The 20,943-nt window shown below is 48.9% G+C and carries 18 protein-coding genes; 6 read left to right on the forward strand and 12 right to left on the reverse strand.

The annotated features are described in order from the left end of the window. Positions 1-17 precede the first annotated feature (17 nt). The 3 genes from ACI3E1_RS02580 to ACI3E1_RS02590 all read right to left on the reverse strand — a co-directional run bounded on the left by ACI3E1_RS02580 (position 18) and on the right by ACI3E1_RS02590 (position 3,632). Positions 18-989: an AEC family transporter gene (locus ACI3E1_RS02580; protein WP_405024127.1), complete on the reverse strand. Its 972-nt coding sequence runs from the start codon at positions 987-989 to the stop codon at positions 18-20. 58 nt (positions 990-1,047) lie between these two features. Beyond that, complete coding sequence (locus ACI3E1_RS02585; protein ID WP_405024128.1) at positions 1,048-2,193, reverse strand: NADP-dependent malic enzyme; 1,146 nt, start codon at positions 2,191-2,193, stop codon at positions 1,048-1,050. Between the two features lie 509 nt (positions 2,194-2,702). After that, on the reverse strand, positions 2,703-3,632 hold the full coding sequence (locus ACI3E1_RS02590) for an alpha/beta hydrolase (RefSeq protein WP_405024257.1): 930 nt from the start codon (positions 3,630-3,632) through the stop codon (positions 2,703-2,705). Between the two features lie 160 nt (positions 3,633-3,792). On the opposite strand from ACI3E1_RS02590, the gene ACI3E1_RS02595 reads away from it, so the two are divergent. The 6 genes from ACI3E1_RS02595 to ACI3E1_RS02620 all read left to right on the forward strand — a co-directional run bounded on the left by ACI3E1_RS02595 (position 3,793) and on the right by ACI3E1_RS02620 (position 11,013). Beyond that, complete coding sequence (locus ACI3E1_RS02595) at positions 3,793-5,091, forward strand: ammonium transporter (RefSeq protein ID WP_405024258.1); 1,299 nt, start codon at positions 3,793-3,795, stop codon at positions 5,089-5,091. A gap of 68 nt (positions 5,092-5,159) precedes the next feature. After that, on the forward strand, positions 5,160-5,885 hold the full coding sequence (locus tag ACI3E1_RS02600) for a gamma-glutamyl-gamma-aminobutyrate hydrolase family protein (RefSeq protein WP_405024129.1): 726 nt from the start codon (positions 5,160-5,162) through the stop codon (positions 5,883-5,885). Positions 5,886-5,929: 44 nt separating this feature from the next. Further along, positions 5,930-7,216, forward strand: a complete 1,287-nt coding sequence (locus ACI3E1_RS02605) for an APC family permease (RefSeq protein ID WP_405024130.1) — start codon at positions 5,930-5,932, stop codon at positions 7,214-7,216. A gap of 183 nt (positions 7,217-7,399) precedes the next feature. Then, on the forward strand, positions 7,400-9,067 hold the full coding sequence (gene ade, locus ACI3E1_RS02610) for an adenine deaminase (protein ID WP_405024131.1): 1,668 nt from the start codon (positions 7,400-7,402) through the stop codon (positions 9,065-9,067). 75 nt (positions 9,068-9,142) lie between these two features. Further along, positions 9,143-10,363, forward strand: a complete 1,221-nt coding sequence (locus tag ACI3E1_RS02615) for an MFS transporter (protein WP_405024132.1) — start codon at positions 9,143-9,145, stop codon at positions 10,361-10,363. 2 nt (positions 10,364-10,365) lie between these two features. Further along, positions 10,366-11,013, forward strand: coding sequence for an HAD family hydrolase (locus ACI3E1_RS02620; protein WP_405024133.1), 648 nt, complete (start codon positions 10,366-10,368; stop codon positions 11,011-11,013). Positions 11,014-11,090: 77 nt separating this feature from the next. On the opposite strand, the gene purD is transcribed toward ACI3E1_RS02620, so the two are convergent. From purD to purC, 9 genes are read right to left on the reverse strand one after another with little or no spacing between them, the layout of a single operon-like run. Further along, positions 11,091-12,362 carry a phosphoribosylamine--glycine ligase gene (gene purD, locus ACI3E1_RS02625; protein ID WP_405024259.1) on the reverse strand — a complete coding sequence of 424 codons (1,272 nt, stop codon included), beginning with the start codon at positions 12,360-12,362 and terminating at the stop codon, positions 11,091-11,093. 10 nt (positions 12,363-12,372) lie between these two features. Continuing rightward, complete coding sequence (gene purH, locus ACI3E1_RS02630) at positions 12,373-13,917, reverse strand: bifunctional phosphoribosylaminoimidazolecarboxamide formyltransferase/IMP cyclohydrolase (RefSeq protein ID WP_405024134.1); 1,545 nt, start codon at positions 13,915-13,917, stop codon at positions 12,373-12,375. Further along, positions 13,918-14,499: a phosphoribosylglycinamide formyltransferase gene (gene purN / locus ACI3E1_RS02635; protein WP_405024135.1), complete on the reverse strand. Its 582-nt coding sequence runs from the start codon at positions 14,497-14,499 to the stop codon at positions 13,918-13,920. It lies immediately after the preceding gene. Between the two features lie 11 nt (positions 14,500-14,510). After that, positions 14,511-15,551 (reverse strand): phosphoribosylformylglycinamidine cyclo-ligase, encoded by a 1,041-nt coding sequence (gene purM, locus ACI3E1_RS02640; RefSeq protein WP_405024136.1) that lies wholly within the window; start codon positions 15,549-15,551, stop codon positions 14,511-14,513. After that, complete coding sequence (purF, locus tag ACI3E1_RS02645) at positions 15,544-17,007, reverse strand: amidophosphoribosyltransferase (RefSeq protein WP_405024137.1); 1,464 nt, start codon at positions 17,005-17,007, stop codon at positions 15,544-15,546. The genes purM and purF overlap by 8 nt, the downstream gene beginning before the upstream one ends. After that, on the reverse strand, positions 16,992-19,208 hold the full coding sequence (purL, locus tag ACI3E1_RS02650) for a phosphoribosylformylglycinamidine synthase subunit PurL (RefSeq protein WP_405024138.1): 2,217 nt from the start codon (positions 19,206-19,208) through the stop codon (positions 16,992-16,994). Before purL ends, purF begins: the two co-directional genes overlap by 16 nt. Then, positions 19,205-19,876 carry a phosphoribosylformylglycinamidine synthase subunit PurQ gene (gene purQ, locus ACI3E1_RS02655; protein WP_405024139.1) on the reverse strand — a complete coding sequence of 224 codons (672 nt, stop codon included), beginning with the start codon at positions 19,874-19,876 and terminating at the stop codon, positions 19,205-19,207. The genes purL and purQ overlap by 4 nt, the downstream gene beginning before the upstream one ends. Continuing rightward, positions 19,876-20,127, reverse strand: coding sequence for a phosphoribosylformylglycinamidine synthase subunit PurS (gene purS, locus ACI3E1_RS02660; RefSeq protein ID WP_405024140.1), 252 nt, complete (start codon positions 20,125-20,127; stop codon positions 19,876-19,878). Before purS ends, purQ begins: the two co-directional genes overlap by 1 nt. Then, positions 20,127-20,849 (reverse strand): phosphoribosylaminoimidazolesuccinocarboxamide synthase, encoded by a 723-nt coding sequence (purC, locus tag ACI3E1_RS02665; RefSeq protein ID WP_405024141.1) that lies wholly within the window; start codon positions 20,847-20,849, stop codon positions 20,127-20,129. The genes purS and purC overlap by 1 nt, the downstream gene beginning before the upstream one ends. Positions 20,850-20,943: the final 94 nt, after the last annotated feature.

Below are 20,943 nucleotides of genomic sequence, written 5' to 3' on the forward strand. Positions count from 1 at the left end.
CTTCGTTTAATTTTTAATTAAAGATAACTCATCATCAACATAATAACTGGCACAACAACCACGAATAACACAGATGTTGCCACAACCAAGTTCGTCGCGAACTTAACATCACCATGATACTGATCAGCTAAGATCGGTAGCACAGCAAGTGACGGAGTGGCGGCCTGAATAATTAACGTCTTGTGGAAAATCGGCGTTAACGTAATTCCAGCATGTAGCCCGATCGTAATAATCGCAAACATGATTAACGGTGATACGATGAACCGCCCAACCAACGATAAGTTTAAGCTCTTCGTAAAGCGAATATTGCTGATTCCAAAGTCCCGTAACATAATCCCGATGTACATCAATGATAATGGCGTAACAAGCCCACCAATATCCGTCAATGTCCGCGTAATAAACGGCGGTAATTGCGTTGCAGCATTGGGCATCCATAATAAGAACGGCAGCGCAATGATGAAGCCCCAAATCGGTGCTGGTAAGAAGTGCTTCCAGTCGATGTGCGCCTTTCCTTGTTCCGTTGTTGGATCGTCAGCAGCGATAACCCAAACACCAAGTGTCCAAATAATAATCGTGTTAACAATGTAGTAAACCAGTAGGTACGGAATTGAAACGTTTCCGAACAAAGCAACGTTTAAGGGTAATCCAATGAAAACAGTATTAGCACCGTTAATTCCGGTCATCATTAATCCCCGCCGACCCCGTGGAATCTTAAAAATCCGCACAACAATCCAACTGATTACATAGCCAATCAAGATTGCAAGGATCGTGTAAATTAATCCCTTTGAAAGGCTTCGTAACTGATTAAGGTGAAACCGTTGCAACATTGACATGAAGATAGCGCAAGGTAACGCAATCTTCATGATAACCTGAGAGAGTCCCTTAGAGAATTTGTCACCAAACCAACCCTTCGCCCGGCAGAAGTACCCCACTGCCATCATAATTACAATTGATAAAACACTTTGAATTGATGTCCAAAAAACACCCATTTAAGGTCACTTCCTTAATAGAATTTTTCTCTCTTAGCCCGGGCAGAGCCCACATGTTTTAGTGTGCAAACTGAATAACAGCCTGCGTTACGGTGTCAACCACTTTACTATCAAAGACACCTGGAATAATTTCTTCCGTCTGTGGTTGAGCAACCAGCGCACTTAATCCACGCGCAACGGCAACCTCAAGTTCTGGGGTAACCTTTTTAATGCCTGAACGGAGTAATCCCCGGAATAGTCCCGGAAAGACCAACACATTGTTTACTTGATTCGGATATTGACTCGAACCCGTTGCCATTACAGCCACTCCTGCATCGTGAGCAACCTGCGGATCAATTTCCGGCCGCGGGTTTGCCAGTGCAAAGACGATCGGCTTATCAGCCATCTTCTTAATCTGATCAGCCGTCAAAATATCGCCAACGGATAAACCAATAAAGACATCTTGGTTTTCGATAGCATCATCCAATGACGTAAAGCGCTTTGTTACTGCGCTTCGTTTAGCCAATGCCCGCTGAAATGAATTGAACCGATCATCGTCTGCCGTAACTGGCCCGTCAACATCAACTAATGTGATGTTCATAATTCCGGCGTCCATCAATAACTTAGCAGTCGCGTAACCAGAAGCTCCAACTCCATTTACAAGAACCCGTAAATCTTTCAGATTCTTCCCAACAACCTGAGCGGCATTCATTAAAGCAGCAAGTACAACGATTGCCGTTCCTTCCTGGTCATCATGGTAAACCGGAATATCAACTGCCTGAGCAAGTTTTTCCTCCAATTCGAAGCATCGCGGCGCCGCAATATCTTCTAGATGGAACCCGGCAAACGACGTTGAAATGTTCTTTAACGTCGTCACCAATTCATCAATTGGAACCTGATTCAGCGCTAACGGCACCGCATCAACCCCAGCAAGATCCTTATACAACAAAGCCTTGCCTTCGATAATTGGCAATCCACCAGCTTGACCAGTGTTCCCCAAACCAAGAACCGCCGTCCCATCCGTTACGATGGCAACCAGCTTCCCGCTCATTGTGTACTTGGCTTTTGCTTCCGGATGAGCCTGAATTAACTTTGCAATCTCAGCTACTCCTGGTGTATAGGCCTTTCCAAGATCAGCCTTACTAGTGACATCAAACCGGGGTTCCATACTTAAAACTCCGGGTTTAGCACCCCCATGCATTTTCAAAATTTCATCTTCTGCCATGCGGAATGCATCTCCTTTCGTTTTTTGTTATAGCGCAAATCACAATGCTTGTGAAATAAAAAGGGCTTTGTTATTTTTCGGAAAATGCTTAATTGACGATGTTTGTATGCGAATACACAATAATAGTTTTCACAATCTTTGCGTTAAATAGCAACTATAAACGCCGAATCAACGGCGATTAAAAGCGATTAACCCCGTCTCATAATTTTTATTTTGCAAAATTCATTTCTTGTTTTGTGAAATTAAAAATTATTCCAAATTATTTTTTGGGTCCACCCGGGTGAACCGATTAAAACAAAAAAGCGAGTACCGCAAATTACACACTACCTTAATTACAAAATAATGATTCAGTGATCTACCCATATTCACTTCACTCATTAGTTTTAGTTTGAATTAGTTAAAATAAAACAACGGAACGCCACTTTCATTCAGCTCGTTTATCTTGACACCGAACTACGCAAAAGTAGCAAGAAGGCTGTGACCTAAGTCACAGCCTTCTCCAAAATCATTTAATGTACATACCTATTCAAAAATTGCCGCACATGGTACTCATATTCCTTAGGGTGGGTCCGGTATGAATGTGCATGGTTGGCATTAGGGCAAATCCACAACTCTTTTGGTCCTCGATCCGCCCGGTAATTTTGATAAACCATCCACGTTGGAACAAACGTATCCCTCGCTCCATGAATAAAGAGCATAGGACGATGGTTATGGTATAACATCCGAATTGAGCTCGCCTCACCCATAAAGTATCCAATTCGTAATTTTGCCATCAGACTTAAGACTGGAATCAATGGCCAGCGCGGAACAACAGGCATGTGGTACATATCCTTTGCTTCATGCGTAATTTCAGCCTTAACGCTGGTGTACCCACAATCCTCAATCATTGCAACACACTGCTTAGGCAGCTGAATGCCACTAGTCATCATCGTGGTTGCCCCACCCATGCTGACCCCAAACATCACAATTTTAACGTGTGGTCCAAGATGGTGGACTAACCGCTTCATCCACTTTCGCTCGTCATACCGTTCCGGCCAACCAAACCCCACGTATTTCCCTTGGCTATCACCCATTCCGCGGGCATCTGGCAGCAAAACATTGTAACCTAACTGATGGAACATGGCCGCGTAAGCCCCCATATCATTCTTATTTTGCATGTAGCCATGGCAAATTAACACCGCTTTATTAGAATGGGCCGCCGGAATATAACTTGCATCCAGACGATAGTGCCCGCTTGCTGATTCCATTGTCCAATGCTGTTTAGGAGTATCATGGTACCACAATCGTTGGTGATACAATGCCGTCCCGGGTTTAAGGGGAAGCGGCCTTTCAAGAAAATCCTTTTTTGCCGGAACAAACGCAACGTGGAAGAAATATAAATCTGCCACGATAATGGCAATCACCACTGCACCAACCAGGCAGCTCCCCCACCGAACCATCCGTTTCCATGTTTGTTTACTAATCAATTCAATTCCCTCTCTTACTATATCAATCGGTGTTTAGCATACCACGCATTAAAAATAGGCGCAATTAGGAGGCCATTTACTCGCTTTTATGTTAGAATATCTAACATACGAAATCCAAAGGAGTTTCCTTATGATTAATATTGCTAATACGGCGTTCGTCCTTAGTGCCACCATCCTTGTTTTCTGGATGACTCCGGGGCTGGCGTTTTTTTATGGCGGCTTAGTCAGCCCCAAAAACGTTGTTAATACAATGCTTTCTGTTTTTATCATCTGTGGAATTGCCGTTCTTTTATTCATAACGTGCGGGTATGAACTCTGTTTTGGGCCCAACATTGCTGGCATCATCGGCAGTGTCCGCCATCTGCTCCTTCACGGTGTGAACTTCATGCGTTCAACCGCGACAACCCACATTCCCATGGTAAGCTACCTACTCTTCCAATTAATGTTTGCCCTCATTACTCCCGCCCTTTTCGTTGGCGCGGTTGTGGGGCGCATGCGGTTTAATTATTTTCTACTTTTTTTATGTGCCTGGACATTTTTAGTGTACTATCCACTTGTGCACATGGTTTGGACCCCGCACGGCCTTCTCGCCCGTACCGGTCTCCTCGACTTTGCTGGGGGGACTGTCGTCCACATTAACGCGGGAATTACTTCCCTTGTCCTTTCCGTCATTCTCGGTCGGCGCCTTCCCGCCATTCATCAACATTACAATCTACCATGGATTCTTTTAGGAACATCCATCTTATGGATTGGGTGGTATGGCTTTAATGCCGGCGCTGCCCTGGGAATCACCTCCGTGGCGCTGCAGGCGATTCTTACAACAACGGTAGCTACCGCTGGTGCCATTACTACGTGGATGGTGTTAGAAATTATTACACATGGTCATCCAACCCTCGTCGGTACCTGTACCGGCACCCTCTGTGGCCTTGTCGGCATTACCCCGGCCGCCGGTTACGTTTCAACCACCGGCGCCCTTTTCATTGGATTTTTGTGCACGTGTGCAAGTTTTACCTTTATTAACTGGGGCAAACGATTCCTCCCAATCGACGATCCCCTTGATGCGTTCGGGTGCCATGGCGTTGCCGGAATTTGCGGATCTATTTTAACCGGTATTTTCGCTACCCGAACAGTTAACCCACACATTCCTGCTAACGGGCTTCTTTACGGGGGTGGTTGCCACCTCTTAGGAGTCCAGGCATTTGGAACGATTGCCACCATCCTCTTTGTTACAATAGTAGCGAGTGGACTTGCCCTTCTCCTTGCCCGATTTATACCAATGCGGGTCAGCAAACAAGCTGAACAACGTGGTTTGGACCAAAGCGAACATGGCGAACAGGTCGACTATACCATCCTCCCAGGATACGACGTTCGCCGTTATCAAGACGAATTTCGGGGACAACTCGGGCAACTATATCATCATAAAAAATTTTGATTTACACTCAAAAAATGAGTCACATAGAATTAACTTATATTTTGTAAGCTTGATTGGAGGGTTTTAAAATGACGAATAAATTAATTGGTGTTTCCGGCAGTTGGATTACTGATCCAGACGGAATGTTCCCGGGATACCACCGCTCCTACGTTAATGATGATTACATTGATAGCGTTGTCCAAGCGGGTGGTACCCCAGTGATTATCCCGGTCACCACTAACCCGGCGGTAATTAGCGATCAGGTCGCCCACCTCGACGGATTAATTTTAAGTGGGGGACAAGACGTTAACCCCCTCGAATACGGTGAACAACCCCGCCAAAAATGTGGACCGACTTTCCCGGATCGTGATCAGTTTGAACTCCAACTAATTAAGGAGGCTGAACAACGCCACCTTCCAATTTTAGGAATCTGTCGGGGCGCGCAGATTCTTAATGTTTATCATGGCGGAACAATTATTCAGGATTTGAGTTACGCCGACCATGAACTCATTCGGCATGCACAACCAAACCAACCAACGTTGCCAACTCACTCGGTGCGAGTCAGCGCCGATAGTCCGTTTGCTTCCATCTTTAATCAGCGTGATTTTACGGTGAACTCATTCCATCACCAGGTTATTGGTGAACTTGGCGCTGATTTACAAGTCGGCATCACTGCCCCTGATGGTGTAGTAGAAGGATTTAGTAACTTTGCTTACGACGGTTTCGAAGTTGCTGTCCAGTTTCACCCGGAAATGCTGCACCGAACGCATCACCAAGCACAACAACTTTTTAAGGCATTCATGGAAAAGGCATAAACTGCCTTTTATCGCATAATTATTTAAATGAGAGGACTGATTTAATGGCAACACACAAAAATAAACTAGGCTTACTCAGTATTATTCTTCTCGGAATAAACGCTATTATTGGTTCGGGAATTTTCCTGCTTCCCAATAAGGCCTATGCTCTTGTGGGAACAAAAAGTATCTTTGTTTTTATCTTCGATGCCCTCCTCGTAATTACGATTGCGTTGTGCTTCGCGGAAGCGGCAGGCCTTTTTTCGAAAGATGGTGGGCCATACGTCTATACCCGAGCGGCCTTCGGCGACTTCGCGGGATTTGAAGTGGGATTCATTAAGTGGATTGTCAGCATGATTGCCTGGGCAACCATGGCAAACGGGTTTGCAACGGCGCTAGGACAAATTTTCCCGGCATGCAGTTCCCGGGCAGCCCAAATCATCGTGATGACCGTTATCATTGTCGGACTTACCCTCATTAATCTGTGCGGCGTTAATTCGTCCAAAATCATCAACAACCTTGCTTCGATTGGAAAACTCGTCCCACTAGTTATCTTTATTATCGTTGGCTTCTTTTTCGTACACGGGAAAAACTTCCATCCTGCAACGCCCATTCCCACAACAAGCCATGGATTTGGAGCGGCGTGCTTGGTAATTTTTTACGCGTTTACGGGCTTTGAAGCCATCGCAGTCGCCGCAGAAGATATGCATAATCCTCAAAAGACACTCCCCCGCGCGATTTTAATGGTAATGGGGGTTGTGTCTATCTTTTACCTTCTCATTCAGGTTGTTGCCATCGGGGTCCTTGGAAACCACCTTGCAACCGCAACAGCGCCCGTTCAGACCGCCATGGAGCATTTCCTTGGACGAGGAGGATTTGCTCTGGTTGCTGCGGGTGAGTTGATTTCCATCGGGGGCATCAACATTGCTTCGTCATTTATCACGCCTCGATGTGCGGTGGCACTCGCGAATGATAACCTCCTCCCCCGCTTCATACTAAAACGTAACCGATACGGGGTAGAATATTGGGCAATTATTATCACGGGAATCATTACCTTGCCGATTGCCCTTTCGGGATCATTTACAACCCTTGCCGCAATCAGCGTGGTTTCCCGGTTTGCCCAGTACCTGCCAACGTGCTTAGCTATTTTGGTATTTCGCCGCACAATGAAGGATGCGTCCCGACCGTTTAAGATTCCCGGTGGACCAATTATTCCGCTCATTGCCATTGTGGTAAGTATTTGGTTACTCATGCAGGCAACCCTCCACGAGTTAATTTGGGGCTTTGGCGGTTTGGTAATAGCAATTCCGTTCTACTTCCTTATGAAGTGGACGTGCCGTCGCCCAAATTAAACACAGGTAAATTGAGGACCGTAACGAAAAGTTACGGTCCCTTTGTTATCCTTGAATAACTAACTGTTCGGTTTTTAATTTAAACCTTGACAAAAAAACACGAGCGACCGATACTAATTGACAATATCTACGAATACATTACGGAATTTTCATCATAATTAATCGGATAAAGGAGTCCTTATAATGCAAACCGTTGACCTCTGCGTTACCAGCAACCACGTGCTCAACGTCTTTAACCGGGCGTTCGAACCAAACACCCTATGGATTAATAACGGAACCATTATCGCCACGGGAGAACACTCTGGTGAATATACCGCCAAAACAACCATTAACGCCACCGACCAATACGTCGTCCCGGGGTTTATTGACGCCCACGTCCATATTGAAAGTTCGCTCCTCGTTCCGCATGAACTAGCACGCGTCCTTCTTCCCCAAGGGACCACTACCATCGTGACAGATCCCCACGAAATTGCAAACGTCTGCGGCACAGCCGGCCTTGACTTCATGCTTCAAGACGCCGGCCGGGTTCCCCTTGATATCATCACCATGTTACCGTCGTGCGTTCCGTGCGCTCCCTTTGAGCACAACGGCACCACCCTCACAGCTAAAGACCTCAAACCCTATTATGCTAATCCCACAGTTGGGGGACTCTCTGAGGTAATGGACTATCCCGCCGTTGCCCAGCATGACCCCGATATGATGACTAAACTCCAGGATTGCCGCACTGCTCACCGGCAAGCAGACGGCCACGGAGCGGGGTTAACCCGGGAACAACTTGATGTTCTTGTTCAAAACGGAATCACTACCGACCACGAATGTATGACCGTTGCTCAGGCCCAAGACCGAATTAATGCGGGGATGTTCCTCTTCTTACGTGAAGGAACCGTTGAACGGGATTTAGAAAACCTAATTTCGGTTGTGACCCCCGCTAACGCTCAACGGTGTGCATTTTGTACCGATGATAAACTAATAACCACCCTCCTAGACGAAGGTGGGATTAACTACTGCATTAAACGCGCCATCCATCACGGGATTAACCCCGCCACCGCATACGTAATGGCAAGCTACAACGCCGCCCAAGCTCACCATCTCACCGATCGGGGTGCCTTAATTCCTAACCAGCAAGCAGACCTCGTTATCCTCGACTCTGCTACTACCTGCCAGGTTGCCCACGTAATCAAAGCGGGCATCCTTGATCCAACCATTACGGCACCGCATTCCCAGCCAACTTCCAATACCATGCACGCCAAGTTTGACCCCACCCAACTCACACTGTCCCTTAAGCGTGATCGGGTTAAGGTCATCACCGTTCAGCCTAACCACATTGAAACGACAACGAGCGTGGAACAAGTCACCCTCAAGAATGGGATTTTTGTTCCTAACCCCCAAAAGGACCAGCTAAAACTCGCAGTAGTAGAACGACATCATGCCCGCGGAACGGTCGGAGTAGCCGTTGTTAAGGGCATGCATCTTCGTCATGGTGCCGTTGCAATGTCGATTGCGCATGATTCCCACAACATCATCGCGCTTGGAACAAACGATGCTGATATGATCGCTGCCATTCACAACCTGTGCCAAATTGGCGGGGGAATCACCATCTTCAACCACGAACAAGAGGTTGCCAGTATGCCCCTGCCTGTTGCGGGACTTATGACCGCAGCTCCCGCTGAAAAGGCGGCCGCCCAACTACGTACCGTTACTGCGGCATACCATCAATTAAGTGCTCCGCTTAACTTTGATCCGTTTCTTACCCTATCGTTCCTCGCCCTTCCGGTTATCCCAACCCTTAAACTAACCGACCAAGGCGTATACGATTTTAATCAACAGCAGTTTATCCGAATTGATGAATAGAATCCCGGCTTTTCCCTAATTTTACGGTACGGTATAATAGAGGTAATTACTAAAAGTCAGTTAGGAAGGATTCCAATGCAACACCGGGCACTTCCTCAATGGCGTAAAAACCTGTACGTTCTTGCTTTTGGGGACTTCGTCTCAGGAACAGGGTTTAGTATGAGTCTCCCGTTCCTACCACTTTTCATCGGTCAACTTGCCCACTTTTCTCGCGTTCAACTTACCTTTTACGCGGGGCTAGCATACGCCATTTCATTTATTAGTCAGGCCATTGTGTCCCCGTTATGGGGAAAATTAGCCGATCGCACCGGCCGCAAACCAATGATTCTGCGGTCCGGGTTTGGCATGTGCATTATCGGGTTCCTGTGTGGAACAGTCCCAAATATCTGGTGGTTACTCTTTTGGCGCTTTTTATACGGATGTTTTTCGGGATACAACAGTAATTCCCAGGCACTCATTGCCAGCGAAGCCCCGGATGATTTCGGCGGAAAAGCGATGGGAATTCTCACCACCGGCCGGGTAGGTGGCCAGCTAACCGGACCAATCATCGGGGGAATCATTGCAAGTATCGCCGGTTACCGAATGACATTCTATGTTTTTGGGGCCATTATGTTGGTGGCAAGCTTGCTCGCTCTTTTCTGCGTACACGAAGATTTCAAGCCTCTTCCAGCAACGGATTTCACCCAGCACGGCTCTGCGATGAAACAACTTGAGCATCCTGGATTAATCATTGCAATGTTTATCACAACAATGCTAGTAATGGCCGCCACTAAGGCGATTAACCCCATCATCAGCCTCTTTGTTCAGCAACTTATGCACCACCACGGTGACGTTTCCCTTGCTAGTGGCATCATCACCGCCCTTCCCGGGTTTGCCACGATTTTTACGGCTAACCGCCTGGGAGCTCTAGGCGATAAGGTGGGTGCCGATAAGGTATTGATTTCTGGACTAATTTTCTGCAGTTGTGTGTTTGCCGCAACCAGTTTTGTTCACTCGGTGTACACCCTCGGAATCTGCCGGTTCCTTATTGGGATTTCAGATGCGGCTTTATTACCACTGACCCAAACGATTGTAATGCTAAACAGCCCTAACGCCGTGGTCAGTCGGATATTCAGTTATATGCAATCTTTTCAGGCCATTGGGAGTATCATTGGCCCAATGATTGGCTCAATCGTTGCCGGTCACTTCCCGTACGCCACCGTATTTATGGTGACAGCGATAATGGCAGTTGTTAACTTAATCATCGTAATCATTAGTCTTGCCGCAAAAAAACAAGCCTCGAAAGGAGCTTACTAACTATGCAAAACTACCTTTTTGATTTTGACGGAACCATCGTGGACTCCCGTCAAGCAGTCCTAAACAGTACTCGGACAATGTGTCAAAAGATTGGCCTCCCCGTTCCCACCAACGATGTAATTCTCAATTATATGGGAATTCCCCTGGAGGCGATGGTACCTGATATGGTAAAAAAAGCGGGGAAGACGTTCAGTCCTGCCGATTATGACCGCGCGTACGCCATCTTCCGCAAGGCTTACCGAGCACACGAATTCGAGTTAACCACCGTTTTCCCACACATGAAAGCCACCCTCGCCAAACTTCAACAACATGGTCACCAGTTATTCATCGTTACCAGCAAAAATTCCCACTCGCTTGCACTAGGCCTTCAAAAATTTGGGTTAGCGCAATACTTTGCGGGAACAGTTGGTTCGGACAACGTAACCCACTTTAAGCCGGCACCGGATGGCGTTTTGAAAATTTTAAGTGAATACCACTTAAAGGCGGATGAATCCGTCATGATTGGGGATGCCAAATACGATTTGCAAATGGGCAACGCAGCTGGTGTCCACACCTGTGGATGTACGTGGGCAGCGTTCAGCATTGCCAACCTTAAGCGGGAGCACCCAGATTACTTGATTGATGATCCAGAAGAGCTTCTTAACATTTAAATTCACATTAACCTAACAAAAAAACGGTGTCTCCTCAAAGGAAAAACACCGTTTTTTCATTACTGACCATTCTTGTCCTATTCCATTGTCTTTCCGGTTGCCCGGAATCCAATGTCCTTCCGATAGAAGCACTGCGGACACGTCAATTTATCAAGGTAAGCGTACGCTCGTTTTTGAGCTGTCATTACATCAGGACCGCGACCAATCACAGTTACCAACCGTCCACCAGCACCCGTCAATGTTCCCGGTTTACCAGCGACGTTTGCATAATCAAGGGTTACATCTGTATTCTGCGGAAAAGCCGGTAGCGTTTGCCCGTGCACCGGACTTTGCGGATACCCGTTTGCTGCCAACGTAATTCCCAAATAGGCATCGGTGCTCACCGTAATTGAGGGAAGTGTCGTCCCATTGATTGCCGCAGCAAACAGATCAACGAGATCCGTTTCAATCCGTGGAAGAATGACCTGCGTTTCCGGGTCACCCAGCCGGACATTGTACTCGATAACCTTCGCACCATCACGTGTTAGAACCGCACCAATGTACAGAATGCCGTGGTAGTCAAACCCTTCGGCTACTAGCCCTGCAATTGTTGGGGTCACAACCTCCGCCTTCATTGTCCGAACTATATCCGGTTGTAACTGAGGAAGCGGACTGTACGCCCCCATTCCTCCGGTATTTGGCCCCTGATCACCATCAAAGGCCCGCTTATGGTCCTGCGCTAACGGTAATAGGCAGTACTCATTCCCGTTAACCAGTAAGAAGAGCGAATACTCCGGACCAGCAAGGTACTCCTCTAAGACCACTTTTTGGTCGCCGTGAGCAAAATGCTCCTCCAGCTGCTGCTCAGCTTCAGTCGCGGTTTGGGCAATCGTTACGCCCTTTCCCCCGGCAAGTCCATCCGCCTTAATAACAACAGGCAGGGCAAATTCTGCCAGTCCCGCCTTCGCCGCTGCTAAATCGGTATACGCATGGTACTGGGCTGTGGGAACATGATGTTGGTGCATAAATTTAAGGGCAAACTCCTTGGAGCCTTCCAATTGAGCAGCCTCCGCAGTTGGCCCTAAAATTTTAAGACCCGCGGCGTGAAAACGGTCAACAATTCCCGCGCATAAAGCATCTTCTGGCCCAACCACCGTCCAATCAATGGCGTGATCCTGCACAAAGGTAATTAACCCATCAAAGTCGTTTTCTTCAATTGCCACCGGTTGGATTCCATCAACCGTCATTCCGGGGTTCCCCGGGGCACAGTATACCTGCGCTACCTGGGGACTATGCTGCAATTCCTTGGCAATGGCGTGTTCTCGCGCGCCGCTTCCAATCACTAACAGGTGTAATTTTCCCACTTTCATCATCCTCCGCTTAGTGCCGGAAGTGCCGCACGCCAGTCATTACCATCGTAACGCCATATTTATCAGCCATATCAATCGATTCCTGATCCCGGATAGAACCGCCTGGCTGAACGATAGCCTTAATCCCGTGCTTAACGGCGTATTCAACGCTGTCACTGTACGGGAAGAAGGCATCACTTGCAAGAACCGCCGTTTCATCAATCGCGTCTCCTGCATGGTTGACAGCTAGTTTAGCCGCGTCAACCCGGTTTGGCTGACCAGCTCCCACACCTAACGTGCGCTCCGGGTTTGCTACTACAATCGCATTCGACTTGACGTGCTTAACCGTCTTCCAGGCAAACAACATGGTCTTTAACTGCTCCTCTGTCGGCTGCTTCTTAGTAGCCACCGTCCACGTGTGCGGATCCTCAGCTAGAATATCCTGGTCCTGGACAAGCACCCCGCCCAGTACAGAAACAACTTCCTTCGCCGGCTGCTCGTTAATCTTATCAAAATCAAGCTGTAACAGACGTAAGTTCTTTTTCTTAGTAGTTAAAATCTTCAGGGCTTCGTCTGAGTATGATGGCGCAATGATAATTTCCAGGAAAATTTTGTGGAGTTTCGTTGCCGTTGCCGCATCTACTTCCCGGTTCAAGACAACTACCCCACCGAAGATGGATACCGGATCGCCTGCATATGCCCGGTCCCAAGCTTCCTCAATCGTCCGTCCGTGTCCAATACCACACGGATTCATGTGCTTCAATCCGATTGCTGTTGGCTCATCTTGGAAATCACGCGCAATCCGAATGGCAGCGTCTGCGTCCTTAATGTTGTTGTAAGACAACTGCTTTCCGTTAAGCTGCTTGGCACTAGCAAGTGAGTACCCCTTAGGTAATGCGTCCCGGTAGAACAGAGCATCCTGGTGACTGTTTTCCCCGTACCGCATCTCCTGCTGGAGATCATAGGTTAATGATAATTTCTCCGGTTTGGTCTCCCCGACCTGCTCCGTCAGGTAAGTAGAAATCAACGTATCATATGCAGCCGTATGCCGGAACGCCTTGGCGGCTAACCGGGCCCGCAACTCAAGCGATGTTTCCCCGTTAGCAGAAAGTTCAGCTAAGACGTCATCATAATCTGCCCGGTCAACCACTACGGTTACATCGTGATAGTTCTTAGCCGCCGACCGTACCATACTTGGGCCCCCGATATCAATGTTTTCGATTGCTTCGGCCAGCGTAACTCCCGGTTTTTCAATTGTTTCCTTGAATGGGTATAGGTTAACACACACCAGGTCAATCGGCGTAATCTGATGTTCCTTCAAGGTTGCCATATGGGCCGGTAAGTCACGCCGGGCAAGGAGACCTCCGTGAATGTACGGGTTTAAAGTCTTAACCCGCCCATCGAGAATTTCTGGGAACCCAGTAACATCCTCAACGCTAATTGTCTGAATGCCCGCTTCGTCTAACACCCGCTTTGTGCCCCCCGTTGACACAATCTCAAATCCGTTTTCGACCAATCCCTTCACAAAAGGAACAAGGTTTTCCTTATCTGATACACTTACTAATGCTCGCTTCATTTAATTATCCTCCTTCATTTTAGTTGCCAACACCCGTGCTAACACCTGCGGATAGAGCCGGTGCTCACACTCATGAATTCGCTGCTCAAACGTCTCTTCAGTATCATTATCCTGAACCGGAACGTGTTCCTGCTGGATAATTGGCCCGGTATCAAGCCCCGCATCAATGTAGTGAAGCGTCACCCCAGTCCGGGGTGACCGGTCCGCAAACGAACGCTCAATAGCGTGAAGTCCTTGATAATCCGGTAACATAGCCGGGTGCAGGTTAATAATTCGGCCCTCATACCGCGTTAAAATTGGCGCACCAACTACCCGCATATACCCTGCAAGAGCAATGAAATCAATTTGGTAATCAGCCAATACCGTCGCGATCCGTTCTTCATAAGCCTGCTTTCCCCCGCACTCCTTAACGGTAAAAGTTACCACCGGCACGTTCAGCCGACGCGCTCGCCGGACGACCGGCGCGTTCGGGTGATCACAAAATAAGAGTGCTAGGGTTCCCGGAATCTGCTTACCTTGAAACTGCTTTGCCAGCACCTCAAAGTTTGTCCCGTTTCCTGATGCAAAAATTGCAACGCGCATTCACTCACCCCCTACTGAATCACAATCTGGGGGGCGTCCTGCGCTGGCCGTGCCCGTAGTTGGCCAATTTGGAGTGGCTCTTCGCCTGCCAGCCTGAGTTGCTGTTTGGCTGCCACCACGTTTTCTGGGGCCACTGCCAGTACCATACCAACCCCCATATTGAAAGTCTGCCAACAATCATCCAACGCCAGCTTCCCAACCCGAATTAGGTAGCGAATTAACCCTGGTACCGGAATGGTTGTCTCATCAATAACCGCCTGTAACTGGTCACCAAACATCCGCGGGACGTTTTCGATTAACCCGCCTCCCGTAATGTGGCTCATCCCGTGAACCAGGTGCTGTCGAACTAGCGGCATGACCTTACGCACATAAATTCGCGTGGGCTGTAACAGCGCGTTTCCCAAGGGTAACCCTTCAAGCTCAGCCGGATGATCCTGTAAATCAACGTGGTGATCCTTAAACAGGATCTGGCGTACAAGGGAATAGCCATTGGAGTGCAGTCCGCTTGACCGTAATCCCAATAACACGTCACCTTCCTGGGGACCATCCGTTGTTAAGAGCTCGGCCCGCTCAGCAACTCCCACGGCAAACCCCGCAAGGTCGTACTCATCGGCAGGATACATATCTGGCATTTCAGCGGTTTCCCCGCCAATAATAGCTGCTTTAGCCTGCCGACATCCGGTGGCAACTCCCTTTACAACGGCGGCCATGGCTTCGGGATCCATTTTCCCGGTTGCAATGTAATCAAGGAAAAACAACGGCGCCGCTCCCTGTGCCACGATATCATTCACGCACATTGCTACACAATCAATTCCAATGGTTTCGTACTCGTGCATCCGCTGAGCAACGAGAAGCTTCGTTCCCACGCCGTCTGTTCCGGCAACAAGTACCGGATGTTTAACGTGAAGTGTTTCGAGATCAAACGTCCCCCCAAAACTACCCACCTGACCGGTTGCTCCGGGCCGCTGAGTCGAGGCAATGCTTTCTTGAATTCGCCGCACCATCTCATATCCGGCAGTAACGTCGACGCCCGCTTCTTGGTACCTATTCATTCCACGCATCCCCCATCATTCTTTGCTGCTTGTGTAGCGACGCTAAGTATCCTGCTTCATAGTCGTATAACGGCGTGGGGTATTGCCCGTCAAAGTAAGCAACGGTTAGCCCGCCATTCGGCGCATCCCCAGCATCTGGTAACCCGATTGCCTTAATGAGACTAGCTTTGCTGAGAAAACCGAGGCTATCTGCCCCAATTGTCTGCCGCATTCCTTCCAAATCGTAGTTGGCTGCCAGTAATTCCGCCCGGGTCGAAAAATCAATCCCATAGAAACACGGGAACCGAAAGGCCGGCGAAGCAATGCGCATGTGAACCTCTGCTGCTCCTGCATCCCGGAGAAGCTTAACAATCCGCCGGGAAGTGGTCCCGCGCACAATCGAATCATCAATCACCGCAACTCGTTTGCCGGCAACCACCCCGCGAACCGCCGACAGCTTCATCTTTACACCCATGTCTCGCTGGGTTTGGCTCGGCGCAATAAATGTCCGTGCCACATACTGATTTTTAATTAACCCCATTTCATACGGTAACCCCGCAGCTTCGGCGTATCCCGATGCCGCCGAAAGCGATGAATTGGGCACTCCTACAACGATGTCGGCGTCCACCGGTTGTTCCTTAGCAAGCATCCGCCCCATCTTTTTGCGGGTCGTGTGTACGTTAATTCCGTGAATGTTAGAGTCCGGCCGGGCAAAGTAAATAAATTCCATTGAATCAATCGCGAGTTGCGTCTCCGTAGTGAAGTGGTCAATGTGCATTCCGTCCCGGTCAATAATGATAATTTCTCCTGGCAAAACGTCACGCACCAATTCCGCACCTACCGTATCTAAAGCACACGATTCGCTGGCAATGACGTACGCCCCTGACGGCATTCGCCCAACCACCATTGGCCGAAACCCGTTTGGATCAAGGGCCGCAATCATACTGTCCTTTCGTAACATCAAGAAGGCAAACCCACCGTGCACTTCATTCAAACTGGCCTTTAAGGCATCAATAAACGCCATGTCCCGTTTCTTCCGAATTAGGTGAATTAAAATTTCAGTATCGGAATTTGACTGGAATACGGCCCCCTCGTCTTCCAACTGGCGGCGAAGAGTTCGCGCATTAGTCAGATTTCCGTTATGAGCCAGCGCAATATTACCGTCATGGAACCGGAACAAGAAAGGCTGAATGTTTGCTAAACTTCCGTTCCCGGACGTACTGTACCGGACATGACCGATAGCTGAGCGTCCGTGCAGACCGTTAAGGGTACCCTCCTTAGCAAATACTTGTGAAAGAAGTCCTGTATCCCGGTGCTGGTAAAACTGCTCGCCGTCCGTGGTTACAATTCCGGCCCCTTCCTGTCCACGGTGCTGCAGGGCATGAAGACCAAAATAGGTTAGATGGTTTGCCTCGTTCGCATCAAACACGCCAAAGATCCCACACTCTTCGTTTAATCCCTTTATTTCATGCGGCATGGTAAGGCCTCCTCCCATTCATGTTGTAGACTGGCAACTTCGAGTGTCGCCTGCCCATTCGTCGTTGCTAATTCAAGCGTTGGTTCAGCGGTTACTGTTCCAACCAATTGAGCAGCCTGACCCAACCGTTGTTCGAAGGCCTGCTGGTGTTCTGGTGTTACTGTCACTACCAACCGCCCCGGTGTTTCACTAAAGAGAAGTTCACTTGATAAATCAAAGTCAAGCCGGGCACCGTACCCGGTATTAAACAGCATCTCAGCGACACTCACAGCCAACCCACCTTCACTGGCATCGTGGCAACTAGCAACCTCGCCGGCCTCCATCGCCTGAAGAGTTGCCATTAAGCTGACATGAATGCTTGTTAGATCGCAATCATTCAGGGTACCTGCACACTTCCCGGTTAACATCTTTTGTAACTCACTGCCACTAAAATCGCTGGTTGTTTTTCCCACCACGTAAACGCGGTCACCTGCATGCTGGACAAATGATGGGATAACCCGATCGATATTCTTGATGAGTCCGACCATTCCAACCATCGGGGTCGGGAAAATAGCCTCCCCATTGTTTTCGTTGTACAGGGACACGTTTCCTGAAATAACTGGCGTATCAAACGTCCGACAGGCTGCCGCCATCCCACTAATTGAACGATGTAGTTCCCAATATACTTCCGGATCGTTTGGATCACCGTAGTTTAAGCAGTCCGTCATGGCCAGTGGAAGGGCGCCGCTCGCAATTACGTTAGCGCATGCTTCAACTACGGCCCGCTTCCCTCCAACCTCAGGATCAAGGTAAACGAACCGCCCATTACCGTCCGTCGTCATCGCAAGGCCCTTCCGTGTTCCACGTATCCGGATAACCCCGGCATCACTGCCCGGCCGAACAACCGTATTGGTTTGCACCATTGAATCGTACGTATCGGTAAACATCCGCTTGGAAGCAATCGTTGGCTGGTTCATCATTCGGGTAAGGGTGGTTGCCAGATCCGGAACTTGCGGCTGCCAATTAGTTTCCGCTGCAGCTTTAGCGATTCGTGCCGGCTGTTTTTCAGGCATCCGCTCCTCAGGCACATCACTAGTCAGGGTCGATACCGGAATGTCCGTGACCACCTGACCGTGGTGCCGTAAAACGTACTGGTGCCCCGCCGTTACCCGGCCAATCACAACAGCGGCGAGGTCGTACCGCTGAAACAGTTCCTTAACGTCATCTTCGTGCCCACGCTTAATGCACAGTAGCATCCGTTCCTGCGACTCACTCAGCATAATTTCGTAAGCCGACATGCCTGGCTCCCGTTGGGGAACGTCATCAAGGGTCATGTCCAACCCACTCCCAGCTTTAGCGGCCATCTCACAACTAGACGAAACCAACCCGGCAGCTCCCATATCCTGGATTCCAACTAACCAATCTTGATGGTCGTTAATGAGTTCTAAACAAGCTTCCATGAGGAGCTTTTCCATAAACGGATCGCCCACCTGGACGGCCGACCGCTGTGTTTCCTTATCATCTTCAAAATCCGCCGAAGCAAACGTGGCTCCATGGATTCCGTCTCGGCCGGTCTTGGCCCCAACATACATTACCGCGTTACCGACCCCAGTCGCCCGGCCCTGTTGCATCACGGACTGGTCCATAATTCCCACGTTCATCGCATTGACTAAGGGATTGCCGGCATAGCACGGATCAAAGGTCATTTCTCCGGCCACCGTCGGAATTCCCATGCAGTTTCCGTAACCCCCAATCCCCGCGACAACGTTATTGATCAGGTATTTAGTATGTCCGTCCTTAATTTCACCAAAATGGAGTGAATCAAGTGACGCCACCGGCCGGGCACCCATACTAAAGATGTCCCGGAGAATGCCACCGACCCCGGTTGCAGCCCCTTCATAAGGCTCAACCGCGGATGGGTGGTTATGGCTTTCCGCCTTAAAGACCACGGCCTGATGATCGCCAATATCCACGATTCCAGCTCCTTCACCGGGACCTTGCAACACGCGGTCGTTCTTATTCGGGAAAAGTTTAAGAAGGGGCTTTGATTTCTTATATGAGCAGTGTTCACTCCACATCACCGCAAACAACCCGGTTTCTGTGTAGTTTGGCAGTCGTCCAAGCAACTGATCACAGATATAGTCATACTCCTCTTCCGTTAGACCCCACTCGAGATACGGCTTTTGTTCCTTAATTTCGGCTGGTGTCATCTCTGTACTCATTTCGTCGCCTCCTGGATTCCCAAAAACGCTGTCAACACGCCCTGACCATCAGTATTACCTAAAATAGCTTCCGCCGCCCGCTCTGGGTGGGGCATCATTCCCAAGACGTTTCCCTGTTCGTTAACAATCCCCGCAATGTCATTTACGCTCCCATTGGGGTTATCATCATACCGGAATACGACCTGGTGCTGATCCTCGAGGCGCTGAATAGTCGCTTCATCCGCATAATAGTTTCCGTCGGCATGGGCAATCGGCAGGTGAATATGCTGATGCGCCGTGTAGTTCCGGGAAAACCGCGTCTGGTTATTTACCACCGTCAACGGCACCGTTTGACAAATAAACTTCAGGTTATCATTTTGTTTCAATGCACCAGGAAGCAACCCCGCTTCCGTAAGAATTTGGAACCCGTTGCAAATTCCCAAAACAGGTTTCCCTTCACGGGCAAAACGCCGCACTTCCGGCATGATGTTTGCAAACCGGGCAATTGCCCCGCACCGCAAGTAATCCCCGTACGAAAAACCGCCAGGAAGAACAACCGCATCGTACCCCACCAGACTGTGCTCATAGTGGGGAACTAAGTCCACGTGTGCACCGCCCATCATTTGCAGAGCCTGCGCAACGTCGTGGTCGCAATTTGATCCCGGGAAAACAATTACCGCAATCTTCATTAGGCTTCCTCCATTACTTCATACCGGTAAGTCTCCAAGTTAAAGTTCACCAGAAGCTGCTCAGCAATTTCCTTCACCGTCTGATCAATGACCGCCTGCTCCGTAACGTTCAACGAAACATCAAAGAACTTGCCGACCTTTACCTCAGCTACCTGGTTATATCCCAACGAATGCAGGGAGTTCGTAATCGTCTCTCCCTGCGGGTCAAAGACGGATTGCTTGTACGTGACGTAAATTCGAACCTTTGTCATTACTTTTCCTCCTGTCCAAGAACTTGCTGTAGGCGAGTAAGCACTTCTTCGTAGACCGGTGTTAAGTTCCCCAGATCCCGCCGATAGACATCCTTGTCCATGTGGTGGTGCGTTTTTGCATCCCACAACCGGCAATTATCCGGTGAAAACTCATCCGCTAAAATAACATGCCCGTTTGGTAACCGTCCAAACTCGAGCTTAAAGTCAATTAATTCCAACCCCGCCTGTTTAAAAAGTGGGATTAACAGCTGATTTACCTTCCGCGAGATGGCCCACATCTGGTCGAGTTCCGTCGCCGTTACAACGCCGAGGGCCTCCGCTTGGGAAGCATTAATTGCCGGATCATCTAATTCGTCACTTTTCAGGCACATCTCCTCAACCGGGGTGTTAAATTGCTTTCCTTCTTCCACTCCAAACCGGGTGGCAAAGTGACCTGCCGCCACATTCCGGGTAATCATTTCGAGCGGGATAATCTGCACCCGCCGGACCAGTTGCTCAGTAGCACTTGTCTTTTCTAACAGGCACGTTTCAATTCCGTGCTTCATCAGGTACCGGAAAATCAACGTTGAAATCGCGTTGTTAACCGGCCCTTTTCCCTTAATCTGATCCTTCTTTTTCCCGTTCAATGCCGTTGCTTGATCCATGTAAACAACCCGCAACACTTGCTCGTCGTCCGTCGTCCACATCTGCTTTGCTTTCCCAGCGTAGATTAACTCACCCATTTTACTCATCCTTTCGCTAAATACGAACATGAATTTAAATGCTGCTATAATCATTCGTCATTTATAGGGTACGCCCGTTTTGTTCGTTCGTCAA

It is taken from the genome of Ligilactobacillus sp. LYQ139 (assembly GCF_045033025.1).
Classification (GTDB): domain Bacteria; phylum Bacillota; class Bacilli; order Lactobacillales; family Lactobacillaceae; genus Ligilactobacillus.